Consider the following 18,279-nt stretch of genomic DNA (forward strand, 5'->3'; position numbering starts at 1 on the left):
CCTCACACTGTGAACGGGCGACAAAGAAGGTGAAGCGGCCCTTGGCGTGGAATGGCGGACGCGGTTCCTCAACCTGAAGCGCGTCGGGTGGTTACTCGACCCGGAGCGTGTAGATCCGCTTACGCGCGTCGGAAAACGAAAACCGGGAGTCGATGACGCCGACATCTTCGAGGCGAGAAAGGGCGTACCGGACTGTCCGCGGCGGCAACAGGGTCTCCTCGGCGAGCTGGCTCTGGGTCAGGGTCTCGTTGTACTCCAAGACTTTCGCGACGAGTTTTGCGCTCGGCGGGAGATCGCGGACGGCGTCCCATCCACTGTCCTCGTCCTCGCTGTCGGCATCAGCGGATTGGATATCGGATGCGCTCATGGTACTTCCATTGTATCCAATACAGAGTGATAATATTTTCTGTTCTCTATTATGCTCTGTGGAAATGTTTCGGCAAAAAACGCGGCCGCGGACGGAGTCTATGCCCGAAAGTTTACCTTCGGTACATCCGGTGTCACAGACGTGGACGAAGTCGAGGTCAGCACAGTCGTGTATGTCCCACCCGAAGAGGTGTACGAGTTTCTGCTGGATTTTCCGGGCTACGCACGATATTCCGAATATCTCGACCGCGTGGTACAGGACGGCGACGGCTCACCGGGGACGAACTACGACCTCGTATTCTCGTGGTGGAAGCTCTCCTACACCGCTCGGTCGGAGGTGACTGACGTTTCGCCGCCGACGCGTATCGACTGGCGGATCGTCAAAGACATCGACGCCGAAGGGTACTGGGCGGTCGAGCCTGATCCGGACGACGTTCTGGCGGACGAGCAGACGGCCTCACGGGTGCGATTTCACGTTGCGTTCGACCCGGGGTCGGCCTCAGACAGCGCTATCGACCTTCCCCGACTTGTTTCGATGGACTGGGTAATCGAGAAAGTCAAGCCACTCATCCGCAAGGAGGCGACCAAAATCGTCGAACGTGTCGTCGAGGACCTTGAAGGGCAGGAACGGGATGTCGATCTGGAGATTCATGCCGGGCCGGATTCGGTATAACGCAGCGAGGGACCGCTACTCGGGCGTCTCGTAGTCGCCGCCGTACCGGATGAAAAAGTACGCGAGTCCGAGCGTTGCGACCATCACGAACGAGGTTGCAACCCCGAGCGTCTTCGCGCTGTTTGGCACTTCGGGCGGGCCGGAACTCCCACTACCACCGCCGCCGCCGCCGGAAGACTTCGTCGGGTAGTCCGTCCCGACGACGATGGCTCCCTTCATGCCGAGCCCTTCGTGTGGCACGCAGACGTAGGGGTAGATGCCGTCCTCCTCGAAGGTGTGCTCGTAGTTGACGCCGGCGCTAGAGACGGCGCTCCCGGAGTCAAGCGGACCCTCACCGTCCGAGACGACGTTGTGGCCGCCGCCGTTGCCCGTCCACTCGAACTGGACCGTTGCACCGTTGTCAACGTGGATCGCGGGTGGGCCGAAGCCGAACGCCCCGCCGTTTGCCTGCACGCCGACTTCTACCGTCGCCGTGTCCTGTCCGGTCGCATCGGCGACTGAGCCATCGTAGTTGCCAACCTGGTCGAGGAACCCACCAAAATCCGGCGGCCCGCCGCCGCCACCTTCGGTGCCTTCCTGTGCGGTCGCGGTGCCTGCTGCGGCCGACGCAGCCGTGGCCCCTGCCGCTGTCCGCAGGAAGCCGCGACGGGACACGTCCGCTCTACCGTCTGTCATACCTGACCGTTTGGGACTCCCCGTCCTGAATATGTCGGTTTCGAATCGGGGCCGTACTTTTCACAGTGGCATCACAACAGCCGCGGGTGCCGTGAAACATTTAACGCCGGTAGACCGAAACCACCGGTATGTCTACCGGAAGCCAGGGGGTCGTCGGCGGGATCCGTATCGACCTCAATCGGTTACACGAAACGTGGATGGAGCTCGTGTATCCACGCCAGCGAAACGCTAACGACACCGTTCTCGGGACGTGGACACCGGACTCCGCGGTCGGGATGGCCCTCTACCGTCTCTGGTCTGCGCTCGGTGTCCCAGTCATCGCGCTGGTGTATCCGCTGGTACTGTGTGGCGTCGTCCTGCGCTACCAGACCCGCCGCATTGACGGCACGGCGACCCGCCTGGGCGTTGTCGGTGTCGTTCTACTCTCTGTCCTCGCCTGGGGTGGCTTAGCGGCCCTTGCCCGGTTCGAGCCGGGGAGTATCGACCTCGTGTCGGGCGGGTTCACCGCTGTCGCTGTCGCCGGCGGGGTTGCGACGCTGTCGGCCGCGCTCGCTGTTACGTTCCGGCGGGTCGGCGGTCGCGGGACGACGGTCGCGCTGGCATACCCGTTTGCTATGACGGCCATCTTCCTCCCGCCGGTCGTCGCAGCGCTGTACTCAACGACTGTCGCCTCGGTCGTCATCCCCGCGAGCGACTCGCTGTCCCGGTGGTTCCTCTACGAAGTGCTGGCCACTGTCGGTGTCGCGGAGTTCTTCATCGAGAACTTCGATCGGGAAGGCATCGCCTACGTCATCATCTGGCTCGGTATCTCCATCCCGCTGGGGTGGGTGCTCGGCCTGCTGGTGACGCTTGCGGACTTCGTCCGCCCAACCGAGTGACCGCAAAGCCACCGTGTAGACGTCCCTGGCTCCTGTTCTTGATGGGATGGAAGCCGGCAAGGTGTTTCTGAAATAGTGGTGTATGGCCGGAACTTGTCCGAACCGCGCGTGATGGAGACAGAGGACGTACTGGGTAGTACAGTGACCAGCATCAGCAGCCCATAGTTGTAGAAACTGTCTGAGAATCGATGTTTCCGGTGTCGTCAATACGGACTTCTGCAAACCGGGAATTACAGTCGAAATGATCAGTCGTTACTGGGTACGTACCAGTCGTCTGTGTTGATTCGTCGGTTATCTTGAGAAGGTAGCCCGGAGACCGAATTTCTAACCAAAGTGTCCCGTTCGGTGGAAGTGTTTTTGTCTGGGTTACGACTGAGGAGGAACTCTCATTATGCAGTAATTCGACAGAGACAGTTCGGCTCGCCGGGCTATCATTCCAGATCTGAATTGGCAACCTATCTCCAGCTCCATCAACTCGGATGACGGTCGTGGGTTCCGCTTTCGTTCCCTGATACGGGGCTGGAACGGATGGATCAATCGTTGGCGTGTCAGATGTCGTTACGTCGGGCGGACCACTGAGGTGTGAGAGAGCGGGAAACAAGAACGCTGAAACGACGATGCCGGCAACAATGATGAGAATGACCGTAAGAAGCGGACGGATATTCACACTACAAGGGACTTCCTTCTGTGCGTATCTGTCTTCTGGTTGTCACATCGACGGCGCGTCCCGGTCACATCAGTCACTTTGAATCGGCGCAACTCGGGGTTGCGGTGACTTGCCTTGCGGACTGTGTGAATCGAAAAAGACCGCTACGGACTGGCGCGGAACTCGCCGTGCTTCATTCCGAGGAAGAACGCGACGACCGAGAACACAATCATCGAGGGCAGAACCATCATCAAGACCGTCGAGAGAGTCATCACAGACGTGAGCCCGACCGTTGCGATAGCGACGATTACGACGAGCGGGGCCACTGCGGGCACAAAGTCAAAATCCATACTTCCGATTGTAGCCGGACAAATAAATTCTTTAAGAAAGCAACAGCGTCGATCAACTGACTGGCCAGCGGTTCGGTTCTTCACCCGCACCAACACGACGAGTACTGCGTACCCGTGAAGTACACTGCTGACGAACGTCTGCCCGGTCGCTACGACGGCGTCGCGTCGTCCGGCCGAACAACGGTTTCCTCGGGCGCGTCTCTATCGGCAACAGCGATATCCGCAGTCTCGTTGCCGCCGAACACAACCGTCGCACCGGTCCGCATCGGTGCAAGCAGTCCGACGACAACCGCGCCCGCAGTCGTCATCGGTGCCCGAAGCGCGACGGTCGTCTCCGCGTCGATATCGTAGTCGGCAACGACACGGCCGCTTTCGGCCATGAGTTCGCCGTGCGTGTATGTTCTGTCGGCCGCCAGAACAGCGTCGTCAGGTGCGACCTCGCCCGGCGGCTGAAGTGGGTTCTCGCTCCACAGTTCTCGCTCGAACTGGGCGATGGTGGGGTCATCGACCGGGCCACCGTAGGCCAGCCCCTTGGTCCCCGGTCCCTGCGTGTAGCGGTCGAGCCACGCCGCTGGCGCGACGAGCGCCGTCGCGTCGACTGCATTCGGCGGGTCCATATCAACGACCGCGCCGTCGAGCGCCGCTGCGAGAAAGGCAAGCAGTGCGTCCGGGGCGTCCCGAAGGTAGCCCGGTCGGTCCTCGTCGGTCGGCTCTTTCGGACCGACGACGACGGCGACCCGCGTCCCGTGCCGGACCCCGTAATGTCGCAGCAGATTCCCGCCTTTCCAGGCGTTCGTGGCGAAATCGGAGTAACTGTACGGCGCCGCCCGCTCCGGCGAACGAAAGAGGACGCCGTCGCGGTCGCGGGCCTGCGCGACAAGGTCACCGAGTACCTGCATATGTCGTCGTTCGGCCCCACCGATGAAAAACAGCGCGGCCACAAAGCCGATGTGGGTGGCTATCCCCACGCTCTAGAAATGAAACGACAGCAACAGGTTGCCGACGTACTCAGGCACAGCGACATCGACACGCCGCCCGCGTACCGGTTGCTTGACGTGGTGGCTGAACTCGGCGACATCGCGGCACAGGTCAACGAAACGACCGGCTACGGCACCGATTTGACGGCACTATCGATACGGGAAGACGAACTCGGCGACGCTCTATTTGCACTACTCGCGCTATGTGAACAACTCGATGTCGACGCCGATGCCGCGCTCTCGTCGGCGCTGGCGAAATACGAGGGACAATCAGGCACAAGCGGGACGCCGGCAAGCGAGGACTGACTACAGCGAGTTCTTCAGTTTCTCGAAGAAGCCTTCATCGACATCGACCTCTTCGCCGCCGGCCTCCGCGAACTGTTCGAGGGCCTCCTTCTGTTCGGCGTTGAGGCTGTCGGGTGTGACGACCTGTACCTGCACGTAGAGGTCGCCGTGGCCGCGGCGGCGGAGCCGCGGCATCCCCTTGCCCTCCAGTCGGAACACTTCGCCGCTCTGGGTGCCGCTTGGCACGTCGACTTCCACCTCGCCGTCCAGCGTCGGGACGGTGATGGTGTCACCGAACACTGCTTGCGGGAACGAGATGGCCTGCTGGTGTTGCAAGCTGTCGCCGTCGCGCTCGAAGTCCGGGTGGTCGCGGACCTGTACCTCGATGAGCAGGTCGCCGTTCGGGCCGCCGTTTTCCCCGGGCGCGCCCTCGCGCTCCATCCGGAGTGTCTGCCCGTCGGCGATGCCGGACGGAATCTCGACTTCGAGGCTCGCATCGTTCTGGACAACGCCGTTGCCCCGGCAGGTCGAACACGTTTCGTCGTACAGCGTCCCCTCGCCGTCACACCGGCGGCAGGTCGTCCGCTGCTGCACCCGCCCCATCGGTGTCTGCTGGACCTGCGTCGTCTGGCCCTGGCCGTTACACTCCGGACAGGTCTCCGAGTCGGCTCCCGGCGGATGCCCGGCCCCGTCACAGTCGTCGCAGGCTTCCGGCCGGGTGACGTTCAGTTGCTTCGTCGCGCCGTTGTAGGCCTCTTCGAGGTCGATTTCCAGTCGCGTCTGGAGGTCCTGCCCCTGCCGCCGTCGGCTGCCACCGCGTCCGCCGCGGCCGCCGCCCCCGAAGAACTGGTCGAAGATATCCTGCATATCGAAGCCGCCAGCGCCGCCACCGAACGGGTCTCCACCCATCCCACCGCGGCCGCCGCCACCACCAGCGCCGCCGCGCTTCTCGGCCTGTTCGAAGCGCTCGTGACCCATCTGGTCGTACATCTGGCGCTTCTCCTCGTCGGTGAGGACCTCTTTGGCCTTCTTGGCCTGCTTGAACTTCTCTTCGGCGTCGGGGTCGTCGCTCACGTCCGGGTGGTATTCCCGGGCTTTCTCCCGATAGGCCTCCTGAATCTCGTCTTCGGAGGCGTCTCGAGAGACACCCAGTATCTCGTAGAAATCCTGACTCATTCGTTGTACAAGGCTTAGACGATTGAGCTACTTCAAAAGAACGGGTTGTCGACTAGTCGTGTTCGACCCGTACCGGGGCGCTTATTTTCGTGCCGGGGGAGGATTCGAGCAATGAGTCCTGAGTCGTCTCGTGGGCATCGGGGTCTCGTCACGGTCGAGCGAGTCGCAGTCTGGGGGCTCGCGGCGCTGGCCGTCGTCGGGCTTGTTGCACTCGTCGTCGGCCCCGGTGCGGACCTGCGGACGGCGTCGCCGTCGGTCACCGTCGACGGCCAGTTCGACGCCGAGGCGGGAACGGTCACGCTCACCCACGCCGGCGGGGACCGGCTCACGGACACCAGTACGCACGCGCTGGCGCTCATCGTCACTGACGCTGACCGGAACCGCTCTACCACACTAACGTGGGCCGAGGCAGAACGGCTGCCCGTCGTGCCCGGCGACAGCGTCGTTGTTGACGACCCGCGCGTGGACTCGAATGGTGACGGAAATTATCTCGACGGCGACGCCTCGGTCGGCTTCTACCTCGACAGCGGCGACACCGTTGCGGTCCGCTGGACTGGCCGGCCACTCGGTGCACCGGACGAGCGGACAACGACGCTCGATACAGTAACGCTCGGTAACACAACTGGTTGACTGTTCCCCCTCCTCAGGTGGCCCGTTATGGCATTTCCGGGAAGCGTCCCCGGCCGTTTGCGGCGGTGCTCCTGTTCCGTGTGTCGTCACGGACCGACGGGTCCGGTGTGGACATACACGTCTCCGGTTCCGGTCACAGTCACTCCGTAATCACCCAGCTGAAACGAGAGTGATACGGCGCTGTCCGGCCCTGACGAATGGACAAATAGCTGGTCAAGCGCGTCCGGATCGAGCGTTTCGATGAGGGGTGATAGCTCTATCGCCTCTTGCCCAGCTGCGATTGCAACCGTTTGTACGACCGCTACTGACGGTGAGACTGTGTTCCAGTCGAACTCCGCGTGGAGCGTGTCCGGATTGTCGGATGTCCCGTCGGGCCGCCTGTCGGACCCACTCATTACTAGCAATATGTTGACCAAACATCTTAATTCTACTGTCAATCAATAAGTTGTAATTATGATATGTGGAACAACTACCTAATTACCGAGTAAACGCCGATAGAAAGCTTTCACTGCTGGATGTGAACAGTCCTTTATGATTGCAAGCTGATACAGTAGCTGTCCGCTAAACTTGTATTTCTGTGTCGGCCGTTTCCGCCAAGAAATGACACTACAGACGAAATACTGCCAGTGAAATAGCTGCTGTATCGTGTCTGACAAGACTGCGTCCGGCTGAGTATCACTCTAAACGCACTCCCTGATGCCTGTCTGGGCAGTTTTTCTGAAAGAGGCACGCAGCAGATGTGGTTGGGACACATAGGATGCCGCGTGCCAAGTACCTCTACTCCGGACCGGGGTATAACAGTTGTGTGATTAACTGAGTAAACAGGGGCAGGACGCCGACGCGACCGACACGTGGATCAGCACGTGCGACAACCGGAGCCCGGACTGCCACAATACGCTCTGTGGCCCCATCAAGCAGCACTAACTCCGATGAGAGCCGGCAATGTAGCAGTAACAACGTCTTTTACCTGTGGGCGTCATCTTCCTGCACATCCTCGGCTTCCACCGAGGTGAAGGTTGGGACACATGACATCTGATGCAACACACGAAGAAGCGGTAAGTTTACTGCAGGAGTTGGGTTTGAAAGAGTACGAGGCGAAATGTTTTGTCGGACTCTCTCGGATGTCCAGCGGCACAGCGAAGGGACTGAGCGAAGTGACGGACGTCCCGAGAACGCGCGTCTATGACGCCGTCCGGATTCTCGAAGCGAAGGGGCTGGTCGAAGTCCAGCATTCGAGCCCCCAGCAGTTCCGGGCCGTCCCGCTCTCCGAGGCCACCGAAACGCTCCGCGATCAGTACGAAGAGCGTATCGAGCGCCTCCAGTCCGCACTGCGCGAGATGGGACGTATCGAAGCCGACAATGACGAGGCTGAGCTACAGGAGGTCTGGTCGCTCTCCGGGTCCGACGCTATTGAGAACCGCGCTGCGGCGATCAGCGCGGACGCGACCGACGAAGTGGTCCTCGTCATCGGCTCTGAAGCGGTCCTCACCGAACCGCTAATCAAGCAACTCAATTCGCTCAACCCGAATGCAGACCTCATTGTCGGGACTGGGTCCGCCTCGATACGGGACCGCGTGGAACAGGAAATCCCACGCGCCACCGCGTTCCTGTCGGAACTGGACTGGCTCCACAGCGAAATGATACCTGAGGAAGACGCTGCTGTCGGACGACTCCTGCTTGTCGACCGGTCGACTATGCTCGTCAGCTCAATCAACCCACAGACTGGCGACGAACAGGCCATCTTCGCGACCGGGCTCAGAAACGGGCTCATCGTCATCGCACGCCGTCTCCTCTCGCAGGGCGTCGTGGAGATGACCCCACTAGAGCAAGACTAACAAGCCATGTGCGCGGGCCGTCACCGCCCACGCCCCTTACTCGTGGTGATACTCGGAAAGGCACGCAAGTAGCGGCCGAAGCCGCTGGTACTCTGGGCCACGTGTGACACAGTGAGTCTCTCTATCCCACTCGATGAGCCCCATCTCTGCCAGTTTCGGGAAATGCCGATGGTAGAGTGCAGCCGGAATGGCTGGCTCACCAACGAGCGATCGGTCACCATCGAAATCCGAAGCGGATGGCTGCCACCGCTCCGTGTCGCGTAACGCGAACAGTATTTGCCGACGGTCCGCGTGTCTCACCGCGTCTAGCTGTGCGCTCAGACGCTGTGGCCTGACCTGTTTCTGATCGCTCATTGTCTGACTGCACGCTCGACTATCTGATATATATGCATTATTTTCATTATCTTATACTGTTTTGATTATCAGGGTAACCTGACTGAGACAGACCTATCCAGTGACGGACCGCTGTTGCGAGCACAGCGGCACAGCAATGCACCCACCGCTGCCTACTGTCGCCTGAAAATGATGGCAATCGGTGGCGTGGTGTGCAGGCGCCGCCCTGTTCTGGCCGTCTTGCGGTGCTGGCACCGGACCGGCATCACCGGGTCAGTCGGTCACTGTCCGGAGATGTCCTGAAGGTTGGCTTTCGTTGCCGTTGTACCGACGAAAGTGACGTGACTCGCGTTATTCGTCTTCGTCGTCTTCGGCAAACTTGAGAAGCTCACTTCGTTCGCTTCCCAAGACGCCGATAGACTCGCTAACGCCCGTCTATCGAGCCGAGGAAAGCTCCTCAGACTCGTTTCACTCGTCTTCGTCGCTTTCCTCGACGTCTTCAAAGTCTGCGTCGACGTACTCCTCGCCCTGCTCGGCCGCGCCGCCTGCTGCGCCGCCCGGTCCGGCAGCGCCGCCGGGGCCGGCCGCGCCACCCGGACCAGCGCCCGCGGCACCGCCTGCGGCCTGCTGGGCCTGATCCTGATACATCTGCTTGCCGATCTCCTGCAGTTCTTCGCTCAGGGTCTCGGTGACCGCCTCGTAGTCCTCTTTCGTGGCGTCCTCGTCTTCGAGGACTTCCTCGACGTCCTCGATTTTCGCCTCGATGTCGGACTGGAGGTCCTCATCGATCTCCTCCTCGTTCTCGTCAAGGAGCGTCTCGGCACGGCGGACGGACGCCTCGGCCTCGTTGCGCGCTTCGATGCGCTCGCGGCGCTGCTCGTCCTCTTCGGCGTGCTGTTCGGCCTCCTGTTGCATCTCCTCGATCTGGTCGTCGGAGAGGCCGGCACCGCCTTCGATGGTGATGTCCTCCTTGTTGCCCGAGCCCTTGTCCTCGGCTTCGACGTTGACGATGCCGTTCTCGTCGATGTTGAACGACACCTCGATCTGAGGCGTGCCTGCGGGGGCCGGTGGGATGCCCGAAAGCGCGAACGCGCCGAGCAGTTCGTTCTCCTCGGCGATTTCACGCTCGCCCTGGAAGACACGGATCTGGACCTGTGTCTGGTTGTCCTGAGCGGTTGTGAAGATCTTCGATTCCTCGGTCGGGATGGTGGTGTTCTTGTCGATGAGTCGCTCGAACAGGCCGCCCTTGACCTCGACACCCAGCGACAGCGGCGTCACATCGAGCAGGACGATGTCGTCTACATCGCCCGAAAGGACGCCAGCCTGAATGGCTGCGCCCAGCGCGACGGCTTCGTCGGGGTTGACGTTCTTTTTGGGCTCCTGCCCGGTCATCTCTTCGACCTGGTCCTGCACCTGCGGCATCCGCGTCGAGCCACCGACGAGAATGACTTCGTCGATGTCGCTTTTGGTGTAGTCCGCGTCGGCAAGCGCCTGCTCCGTCGGGCCGACGGTGCGCTCGATGAGATCCTCTGTAAGGGACTCGAACTTCGCGCGCGTGATCTTTTGCTCAAGGTCCAGCGGACCGTCGTCGGTGGTCGCGATGAACGGGAGGTTGATTCGGGTCTCCTTGCGCGAGGAGAGCTCGATCTTGGCCTCCTCGGCAGCCTCGGTCAGGCGCTGGAGCGCCTGCCGGTCGTCGCGGAGGTCGATGCCGTGTTCGGCCTCGAACTCGTCAGCGAGATAGTCGATGATGGCGTGGTCCCAGTCGTCGCCACCGAGGTCGTTGTCCCCGTTGGTCGCGACAACTTCGTAGACGCCCCCACCGAGGTCGAGGATGGAGACATCGAAGGTGCCGCCCCCGAGGTCGTACACGAGGACGGTCTGGTCGGATTCATCATCGAGCCCGTAGGCCATCGCGGCCGCCGTCGGCTCGTTGACGATTCGTTCAACCTCGAAGCCGGCGATCTCGCCGGCATCCTTGGTTGCCTGGCGCTGTCGGTCGTTGAAGTACGCCGGGACCGTAATAACGGCCTTCTCGATCTCGTCGCCGAGGTACTCCTCAGCGTCGTGTTTGATCTTCTGGAGGATCATCGCCGAGACCTGCTCGGGTGTGTACTCCTCCCCGTCCAGTTCGACCGAGTAGTCGTCTTCGCCCATATGGCGCTTGATCGACTGGATGGTCTCGTCGGGGTTCTTTACCGCCTGGTTCTTCGCCGGTTTCCCGACAAGCCGCTCACCGTCGTCGAACGCAACGACAGAGGGTGTCGTCCGCTCGCCTTCACCGTTGACAATGATTTCAGGGTCGCCACCTTCCATGACCGCGAACGCGCTGTTCGTGGTCCCAAGGTCGATACCCAGAATCTTGTTGCTCGCCATCTTACCCGCTCATAGCGGATTGGGCCGGTTAAAAGTTGCTAGATGTACTGATTGGAAAAACGGACAAAGGGGCCTCCTCCGGGCGGTTTTATACTCGGTGGACTTCCCTGACCGGTGATTATTTAATGTACCGCAATACGACCGCTATACCGTCAGAGTTGCCCGCTACTCCTCGCTCTCGCTCACGGTGACCTGTGCCTCGCGCAGCACTTTGTCGGCCATCTCGTAGCCCGGCCGGTGGACATCGGCGATTGCCCCGTCCGGCTGGTCGCTGTCGACGCGGGCGAGCACCTGATGCTGTGTCGGGTCGACGTCTCCGCCGGGGTCGGGGTCGATGACTTCGACGTTCTCGGCATCGAGGACATCGTCTAGCTGGCGAAGCGTGGATTCGACTCCACCTCTGATATCGGTGTCCTCGTCCTGTCCGAGCGCACGCTCAAGATTGTCTCGAACGTCGAGCAGGCGCGTCACGAGGTCCTCGGTGGCACGCTTCTGTTCCTGTTCGCGGCGCTTGTCCATCCGCTTCTTGTAGTTCTGGAACTCCGCTTGCTTGCGCTTGAGCTTCTCCTCTAGCTCCTCGATGTCACCGTCCTGTTGTTCGACCTGCGATTCGAGACTGTCTACGCGCGTCCGTAGCGCGGAGAGTTCCCGAGCGATGTCTTCGGGGTCCGATTCGGCGACCCGGTCGACCAGGTCCTCGTCGGTGTCGAACTCGCCTAGGTCAACCTCGTCCGCGTTGACGTCCTCGGGCACGTCCTCGAGATCCGCGTCACCGTCCGCTTGCGCCTCGCTCGCGGTCGACTCCTCCGTCGCGGCCGTGTCGTCGGCTGCGTCCTGCTCGGTCATACCCGATAGAAGTCGTCACGTGGATAAAAGGATTCAGAAACGGCCTGGCGGTGATACTGATAATCAGAGCCTGTCTCACAGGAGGAAGCTAACGACCATCAGAACGAGGAAGACGACGACGAGGATCTTTGCGATTCGCACACTGAGCCCCGCCACACCGCTCAGTCTGGCTAGTCCGGCGATAATGGCGAGGACGAGAAACAGCAGCGCCAGTTCGAGGAACCCACTGCCGGGTTGGAGTGGGATCGCCGGTATAGTGTCACTGCGAACTAATGCACATTCTGCTGTACAACAACAGTACAGTTAGCGTATAAACGGTTTCGACTGTGGCTGCGGTAGATACTGCATGACACTGTGTACCGGCACACCTCCAGGTATTATCTACCGCCTAATCAGGGACCCATGGCAAATACGTCCGGGTCGTACTGGAACCGAGTTTGATAGGTCTCCCACTCATCAGCCTCCTTCAAGCGGTACTTCGCGAAAGACGGGTTTCGGACCAGTTCTAATTCGGCAATCCGTTCCTGAACCGGGTCGAACATACTTTTCCAATCGAGGTCACGGAGTGACTCGCCGGGCTCTTCATCGGCTGCAGCGAATGTCACTCCATCATCTGTCTGCTCAATTGACCCGTACTGATATCGACTCCAAGCCGTGTACGTTCCGAACGGAACCGTTTCAGTTGGCGGTGGTGGTCGACGATACTGCACTTGGAACCGCTGATGCCTTTCCCCGCCGCCCCACAGCACTCCACGAGTGAGAAGCTTAATACGGCTTTTCGTGTCTATAGAGCTGTTATAGGTGATTCGGGCGTGCTCGTATTCGCTTGATTGGAACTGGTCTGCGACGTTATCGGTGTGATGGATCTCGATTTCGTGCTGATACGGTAACGATGTCCGGCGTGCGCGCTCGACAACTGAAATCGTCTCCGTGCCCCGACGAAGCTCATCGTGTGGGCCTGTTCGACGCCACTGTGCCGGGTCGGCCTCATCGGGGTCGACCCACTCGTCCATACTACTAATATGCGATTGACAGTGGTAAGCTTTGTTATGGTTCACTGTGGCATATGTTTCGCGTGCTGCCAATGTCGTGTGAAATACAACTGTTTACACTAACATACGGTCGAGTTCGACAACGAGGCCGCTGTCGGCGTCTGGGTCGCTGACGAGCGTCCCTAGGCAGACCGCAGCCCCGTCGGGCGTGACAGAGACGACCTGTGAATCTATCTCAGGCGTCGCGTCGCCCACTTCTGCCGGGCCGGTCTCGATGACGCCCGGCGCATACACCGGCGCGCCTTCGGCGACTTCGCGGGCGGCGCTGGGCGCAATTGTGACCCGTGGCAGGTGGGACAGCGCACGCTCTGCGGGCTGGATAATCTCGCGCAGTTGCGCTTCGTCCCCGTCTGCAGCAAAGGCCAGCGCGTCCACGAGGTCGTGCATCGTCGACAGCGATCCGTCGTCAAAGGTGCCGGTCGCCGTCCGGCGGAGGTCGCCCATGTGTGCGCCGGTCCCCGCCGCCAGCCCGATATCGTGACACAGCTTCCGGATATAGGTCCCCGACGCACACCGGACCCGCAACAGCAGTCTCCGGTCCCCCTGTTCGAGGATATCCAGTGAGTGAATCCGGCGGGAACGCAACTGGCGCTTCACTGCGCTCTTTCGAGGAGGTTTCTGATAGATGTCTGTCTCGAACTCGGCGACGATATCCGCAATATCGGCCGGCGCTTGGTCGTGGAGTTCGAGCACCGTCACGTACTCCTTGACGGCGTTGTCGAACACTTGCGCCATCCGAGCGGCGTCGCCGAGCAACACGGGCAGACAGCCGGTCACCTTTGGGTCGAGCGTTCCGCCGTGGGCGACCCGGTCCTGGCCAGTGGCGTCGCGAATCCAGGCCGCGACCTGATGGGCTGACGGGCCCGGTGGCTTATCGAGGTTGACGACGCCGAACGAGCGAAGCGAATCGAGGTCCCGTTCGTCGGGCGGGGCACGGAGTGTCATCGGCTCAGAACTCGTACCGGATGTTCTCGACCGGTGCCTTCCCCTCGTCGCCATCGGGGCTGTATGATTCGACAGCGTGGAGGGTCACGCTCAGGACTCCCTGTGGGTCCCAGCGAGCGGTGTTGACCGACAGGTCGTAGATAGAGAGGTCGTCGAAGTCGATGTCGTAGTAGTCGCTGTAGCGCTGGGCCTCGCTGTCGCCACGCTCTCGGGTTTCGGTCTTTGCCTGTTCGAAGGGCTTGTTCTCCCGTGTCGCGATGCGGTCGGCGCGTACGTCCAGCGGCGCAGTCAGCCACAGTTTCATGTCGGCGTACTCGCCCGCCATCCAGCCGGCGAGGCGCGATTCGAGCACGAGGTCGTCACGCTCGGCGGCGATGTCCCGAAGCTTGCGGTCCAGATCACGGTCGATCTGGTCGTCTTCCTCGGCGGCTTTGTTCAGCTCGAGCGGTGTCATCCCGCGCTCTTCGGCCAGCGAGCGGAAAATATCGCCGCCACTGACGTGCTCGTAGTTCAGGGCGTCGGCCAGACTCTTGGCAAGTGTGCTCTTGCCGCTGCCGGCCGGGCCGGAGACGGTAATCAACATAGAGATGTTCGGGGGGCCCCGATAGAAAGGGCTGTCTCTTCGCGCCTACCCAGTCGGCGTCGTCTCGACGTTGAGCGCCTTCCGGATGATCTGGGTGAACGACAGCGAGCACAGGAAGTACCAGACAATCCACGCCTGGACCGGGCCGGCGACGCTGTTGCTCCACGCTTCGACCTCGCCGAAGATGGGGAGCGTAATCACCGGGCTCGCGTCGACGCCGGCTCCGAAGACAATCCAGTAGAGCCAGAGGAACAGCGGGATGTTGACCAGCATGATCCACACCATCGGTCGGAACTGCTGTTTGAACATCCCCATCTGGTCGGTCATCAGTTCCATCTGCTCCTCTTCGAGGCGGTCAAGCGCTTCTTGATCGTCGCGTTCCTTTGCGGCTTTGCGGCGCTCTTTCAGGTCCTCCATCTTCTCTTGGTGGTCGCCCATCCCCGACATGTCCATGAGGTTGTCCTGCAGAATCGTCGAGGTGGTCCCGGTGATAATTGCAAGCACCAGGATAACGACATAAAACGGCAGCATGTCGTTGAGCGGCCCGAGGACGATGTCGATGACGCCGCCTGCGATAACGTCCCGGACTGAAGTCAGGGAGTAGCCGGCAAACAGGCCGAGCGTGCCGAGGCCGGCGAGCTTGTCCCATTTCGACCAGCCGCTGCCCTCGTCATCATCGCTCGGGGCCGCGTCGGACTCTTCGAGCGCCTCACGGACGCCATCAGGGTCGTCGATAACGAACCCCTCGCCATCGGCGTCGATGAGCAGGCCGGACTCGATGAGCCGGCCCCACTCGCCGCTCGTGAGGTCGTCGCTCACGTCGCCCCAGGTGACGGTCCCGTTCTCTTCGGCCGCAGCGAGCACCGTCGAGAGCGCATCAGTCATTGCCTCGCCGTCTTCGGCGAGTCGTTCTACCTTCGGCGCGGTACGTGCCATTGTGTGTGCTTGAGTTGCGACGGCATATCAACGTTTTACTCTGACTGTCTCGACGATGTCGGCCTCAAACGGCGGTTCCGTCGCGTCTCAGGCCGTGTGTGCGTCGACGGCGTCCTGAATCTCGCTCCAGACCTCGTCGGGTGTCTGCTCGCCGTCGATGGCGACGAAGCCGTCGTGGTCCCCGTAGTGGTCGATGACCGGTGCGGTGTTGTCGTCGAACACGTCCAGTCGGTTGCGGACGGACTCCTCGTTGTCGTCGTCGCGCTGGATGAGGTCGCCGCCGCATTCGTCACAGACACCGTCTTCCTCGGGCTGATTGAACTCGACGTGGTAGTTCGTGCCGCAGTCGTCACAAACCCGCCGGCCCGTGAGTCGGTCGACCAGTTCCTCCCGCGAGACATCGAGCGAGAGGATCACGTCGAGGGCGGTCATCCCTTCCAGTTCTTCGGCCTGTTCGAGGTTACGCGGATAGCCGTCGAGCACGAACCCGTCAGCCTGTGAGAGGGCTTCGTCGACGATAGCGTTAACTACCGCGTCCGGCACGAGATCGCCCGCTTCCATGTACTCACGGGGCGTGTCGTACTCGGTGTCCATGTCGCTGATATCCATGTCCTTGTTCGCCCGAAGGGCGTCACCGGTCGTGATGTGTTCGACGCCGTACGCTTCGGCGAGGTTGGCGCTCTGGGTTCCTTTGCCGGCTCCCGGCGGCCCGACAATCAGGATTCGTGGATTCGACATGGTCAGGGTTTCCAAGGGGTCGGTTAAATGGTTGTCCAAATCACGCTGGCGGGTCACGCTGCCGCCACCCAAAGGCGTGTAGGCGTCCCGGGCCAACACAGAATAATGCTTGAACCCGGCGCGCCGGCCCCCGACATCAGCGCACAGAATCAGTTCGGTGAGACTGTCTCGCCCGACTTCGATGCGCCGACCGTGCTGTACTTCTATCCCGAAGATTTCACTGGCGGCTGTACCATCGAGGCTCGGGATTTCCAAGAACAGCTCCCGCAGTTCCGCGAGGGCGGCATCACCGTCTACGGCGTTTCGATGGACGATGTGGCGACCCACGATGAGTTCGCCGAGGAGGAAGGCCTGCTGTATGACCTGCTTGCCGACCCCGACGGGACCGTCGCCGAAGCGTTCGGCCTCGACACCAGCGGCGGCCGGACGGACCGCCGAACGTTCGTGCTCGCCGATGGCGAAATCAAGTCTGTCTACGACCCGGACATCTCGGACCCCGACGGGCACGCCGAGGCAGTGCTCCGGGACGTTCGTAACGAGTTCGTCCAGGGCGGCTGACCTGCCTTTCGTCTTCGGCTTCTTGATTTGAGTATCTGCCCGACCACGTCTCGCAGTCGAGGACTGGCGCGCTACTGCTGGTCGTCCGGCGGGTCCCGTGCCGGTAAATAAAAAAAGACGGCGTTCCCGTCACCGCTCCGCTCGAATCGGAGTTCACCGCCGAGAGACTCAATACACCACTTCATCACGAACAGGCCGACGCCGGTACCGTGCGCCGTTTCTGTGGCCTGCGTCGGGTCGAAGAGCGCGCTGATCTCCGTATCTGGAATCGGGGGGTTCGAATCGCGAATGCAGATCTCCACTCGGCCGGTGTTCGGTGACGGACCGACGGATACCTCGACTGACGGGGTGACAGCCTCACTGTGAATGATTGCGTTCTCGATGGCGTGGGTGAGTGCGTATGTGAATGCGTCATTGCTGTCTACCCACAGCTCTGCCCGTTCGGTAACGGTAATCTCTGAAGTAGGGTAGTCGGTCAGGATGGTGTTCACGACACCTCGTACCCTGCGCGTGACGTGACAGCGGGTGTAGTCTGTGCCGGGGCGCGCGACTGCCCGTTCGATCTGCTTGACGGATTCGACGATGTTCGTGAGGTTTTCGACGCGAGACCGAATCGTCTTGCTGGCATCCCGCACGGCCTCAGTCCCGGCCGAAGCTGTGATACGGGCTGTGTTTCCGGCGATGACTGTCGCTTCGTTCCGCAGGTTGTGTCGCAGTATCCGCCAGAGGAGCTCCTCGCGGTGGTGTGTCTCGAAGTACTCCGTGATGTCACGGATCTCCGCACAGACGTACGTCCTCCCGGACACGACCCGCTCCGAGAGGTGAATCCGGGCCCAGATGAGCTCGCCGTCCGCCCGTTTGATCCGCCACGTGAACTGGCGCGACCCGCCTGCGGCGCTGTCTTGCAACCGGGACCTGAAATCGGCGACAGAGTGGACGAATGTGTTTGCGGTGTACTCGCTGATCGACCGCTCGCGCAACTCCGAAACTGAGTATCCGAATATCTCTGCTAGCCGTTCGTTGCCGTCCAGAATAGCACCACTGTCGGGGTCGTACAGTGCGATACCGATGTTGAGCGCGTCGTATGCTGCTGGAAGCGCGTGCCCCGTCTGAGATGCCATTGCTATTCAGGTAGCGCGGCGAGACGCCTTGCTGTTACTAATAGCAGTACATAGTGCTATAACGCGGTACAGACGTCTCATCGCCCGACGGGGGTATCTCTCTTCGTCGACGACTGACCGCGTGCGGGATGAACAGCCCGGTCTTCTCGCTGATCCCCCGGCACGATATGGAACGAAGTAGTCCCTGTCATCCCCGGTGCACCCACACCGCCTGCACACCGGCCAAGTGCCCCAATCCCACCTGTAGACACCGCTGACGAGATGCTCCTTCCCGCTTTTCCGCGACTGCCTTCGAAACGG

Annotated in this window: 22 protein-coding genes; 6 read left to right on the forward strand and 16 right to left on the reverse strand. The window is 61.2% G+C overall.

Annotation, left to right across the window (positions count from 1 at the left end; all coding sequences use genetic code 11):
• Nucleotides 1-91 precede the first annotated feature (91 nt).
• Nucleotides 92-367 carry a MarR family transcriptional regulator gene (locus tag RR_RS18785; protein ID WP_004964048.1) on the reverse strand — a complete coding sequence of 92 codons (276 nt, stop codon included), beginning with the start codon at nt 365-367 and terminating at the stop codon, nt 92-94.
• Between the two features lie 141 nt (nt 368-508).
• On the opposite strand from RR_RS18785, the gene RR_RS18790 reads away from it, so the two are divergent.
• Nucleotides 509-1,039, forward strand: a complete 531-nt coding sequence (locus tag RR_RS18790; RefSeq protein ID WP_049919296.1) for a type II toxin-antitoxin system RatA family toxin — start codon at nt 509-511, stop codon at nt 1,037-1,039.
• A 15-nt stretch (nt 1,040-1,054) separates the two neighbouring features.
• Here RR_RS18790 and RR_RS18795 read toward each other — a convergent pair whose 3' ends face one another.
• The gene (locus tag RR_RS18795; protein ID WP_004964043.1) at nt 1,055-1,714 is read right to left on the reverse strand and encodes a halocyanin domain-containing protein; all 660 of its coding nucleotides are present in this window, start codon (nt 1,712-1,714) and stop codon (nt 1,055-1,057) included.
• Between the two features lie 128 nt (nt 1,715-1,842).
• Between RR_RS18795 and RR_RS18800 the strand changes: the two genes are divergently transcribed.
• Nucleotides 1,843-2,592, forward strand: coding sequence for a hypothetical protein (locus RR_RS18800; protein WP_004964040.1), 750 nt, complete (start codon nt 1,843-1,845; stop codon nt 2,590-2,592).
• 810 nt (nt 2,593-3,402) lie between these two features.
• Here the strand turns inward: RR_RS18800 and RR_RS18805 are convergent.
• Both RR_RS18805 and RR_RS18810 read right to left on the reverse strand, forming a co-directional pair.
• Complete coding sequence (locus RR_RS18805) at nt 3,403-3,588, reverse strand: DUF7333 family protein (protein ID WP_004964038.1); 186 nt, start codon at nt 3,586-3,588, stop codon at nt 3,403-3,405.
• Nucleotides 3,589-3,737: 149 nt separating this feature from the next.
• Nucleotides 3,738-4,487: a hypothetical protein gene (locus RR_RS18810; protein WP_011224739.1), complete on the reverse strand. Its 750-nt coding sequence runs from the start codon at nt 4,485-4,487 to the stop codon at nt 3,738-3,740.
• On the opposite strand from RR_RS18810, the gene RR_RS18815 reads away from it, so the two are divergent.
• On the forward strand, nt 4,488-4,871 hold the full coding sequence (locus RR_RS18815) for a MazG-like family protein (RefSeq protein WP_011224740.1): 384 nt from the start codon (nt 4,488-4,490) through the stop codon (nt 4,869-4,871).
• On the opposite strand, the gene dnaJ is transcribed toward RR_RS18815, so the two are convergent.
• The gene (dnaJ, locus tag RR_RS18820; protein WP_004964030.1) at nt 4,872-6,026 is read right to left on the reverse strand and encodes a molecular chaperone DnaJ; all 1,155 of its coding nucleotides are present in this window, start codon (nt 6,024-6,026) and stop codon (nt 4,872-4,874) included. It abuts the gene before it with no gap.
• Nucleotides 6,027-6,137: 111 nt separating this feature from the next.
• Between dnaJ and RR_RS18825 the strand changes: the two genes are divergently transcribed.
• Nucleotides 6,138-6,656 (forward strand): hypothetical protein, encoded by a 519-nt coding sequence (locus tag RR_RS18825; RefSeq protein ID WP_007189111.1) that lies wholly within the window; start codon nt 6,138-6,140, stop codon nt 6,654-6,656.
• Nucleotides 6,657-6,742: 86 nt separating this feature from the next.
• Here RR_RS18825 and RR_RS18830 read toward each other — a convergent pair whose 3' ends face one another.
• The gene (locus tag RR_RS18830; protein WP_004964021.1) at nt 6,743-7,051 is read right to left on the reverse strand and encodes a HalOD1 output domain-containing protein; all 309 of its coding nucleotides are present in this window, start codon (nt 7,049-7,051) and stop codon (nt 6,743-6,745) included.
• 630 nt (nt 7,052-7,681) lie between these two features.
• Between RR_RS18830 and RR_RS18835 the strand changes: the two genes are divergently transcribed.
• Nucleotides 7,682-8,491, forward strand: coding sequence for a TrmB family transcriptional regulator (locus RR_RS18835; protein ID WP_011224741.1), 810 nt, complete (start codon nt 7,682-7,684; stop codon nt 8,489-8,491).
• 36 nt (nt 8,492-8,527) lie between these two features.
• Here the strand turns inward: RR_RS18835 and RR_RS18840 are convergent, their stop codons facing one another.
• From RR_RS18840 to RR_RS18875, 9 genes are all read right to left on the reverse strand, one after another.
• Nucleotides 8,528-8,845, reverse strand: coding sequence for a hypothetical protein (locus RR_RS18840; RefSeq protein WP_011224742.1), 318 nt, complete (start codon nt 8,843-8,845; stop codon nt 8,528-8,530).
• A gap of 447 nt (nt 8,846-9,292) precedes the next feature.
• Nucleotides 9,293-11,200 (reverse strand): molecular chaperone DnaK, encoded by a 1,908-nt coding sequence (gene dnaK, locus RR_RS18845; RefSeq protein WP_011224743.1) that lies wholly within the window; start codon nt 11,198-11,200, stop codon nt 9,293-9,295.
• A 165-nt stretch (nt 11,201-11,365) separates the two neighbouring features.
• Nucleotides 11,366-12,046, reverse strand: a complete 681-nt coding sequence (locus RR_RS18850) for a nucleotide exchange factor GrpE (RefSeq protein ID WP_007189108.1) — start codon at nt 12,044-12,046, stop codon at nt 11,366-11,368.
• A 75-nt stretch (nt 12,047-12,121) separates the two neighbouring features.
• On the reverse strand, nt 12,122-12,301 hold the full coding sequence (locus RR_RS21580; protein ID WP_079891001.1) for a DUF1328 family protein: 180 nt from the start codon (nt 12,299-12,301) through the stop codon (nt 12,122-12,124).
• A 137-nt stretch (nt 12,302-12,438) separates the two neighbouring features.
• Nucleotides 12,439-13,059, reverse strand: a complete 621-nt coding sequence (locus tag RR_RS18855; RefSeq protein ID WP_004964008.1) for a hypothetical protein — start codon at nt 13,057-13,059, stop codon at nt 12,439-12,441.
• Between the two features lie 93 nt (nt 13,060-13,152).
• Nucleotides 13,153-14,043 (reverse strand): RNA-guided pseudouridylation complex pseudouridine synthase subunit Cbf5, encoded by an 891-nt coding sequence (locus RR_RS18860; protein WP_049939101.1) that lies wholly within the window; start codon nt 14,041-14,043, stop codon nt 13,153-13,155.
• Between the two features lie 4 nt (nt 14,044-14,047).
• The gene (gene cmk / locus RR_RS18865; protein ID WP_011224745.1) at nt 14,048-14,626 is read right to left on the reverse strand and encodes a (d)CMP kinase; all 579 of its coding nucleotides are present in this window, start codon (nt 14,624-14,626) and stop codon (nt 14,048-14,050) included.
• A 45-nt stretch (nt 14,627-14,671) separates the two neighbouring features.
• Nucleotides 14,672-15,562, reverse strand: a complete 891-nt coding sequence (locus RR_RS18870) for a DUF106 domain-containing protein (protein WP_004963999.1) — start codon at nt 15,560-15,562, stop codon at nt 14,672-14,674.
• An 87-nt stretch (nt 15,563-15,649) separates the two neighbouring features.
• The gene (locus RR_RS18875; protein ID WP_011224746.1) at nt 15,650-16,300 is read right to left on the reverse strand and encodes an adenylate kinase; all 651 of its coding nucleotides are present in this window, start codon (nt 16,298-16,300) and stop codon (nt 15,650-15,652) included.
• 105 nt (nt 16,301-16,405) lie between these two features.
• Here RR_RS18875 and RR_RS18880 point away from each other — a divergent pair, with 105 nt between their 5' ends.
• Nucleotides 16,406-16,858, forward strand: coding sequence for a peroxiredoxin (locus RR_RS18880; RefSeq protein WP_049939102.1), 453 nt, complete (start codon nt 16,406-16,408; stop codon nt 16,856-16,858).
• Nucleotides 16,859-16,929: 71 nt separating this feature from the next.
• Here the strand turns inward: RR_RS18880 and RR_RS18885 are convergent, their stop codons facing one another.
• Nucleotides 16,930-17,979 carry a PAS domain-containing sensor histidine kinase gene (locus tag RR_RS18885; protein WP_011224748.1) on the reverse strand — a complete coding sequence of 350 codons (1,050 nt, stop codon included), beginning with the start codon at nt 17,977-17,979 and terminating at the stop codon, nt 16,930-16,932.
• Nucleotides 17,980-18,279 lie beyond the last annotated feature (300 nt).

It is taken from the genome of Haloarcula marismortui ATCC 43049, from assembly GCF_000011085.1.
Taxonomy (GTDB): domain Archaea; phylum Halobacteriota; class Halobacteria; order Halobacteriales; family Haloarculaceae; genus Haloarcula; species Haloarcula marismortui.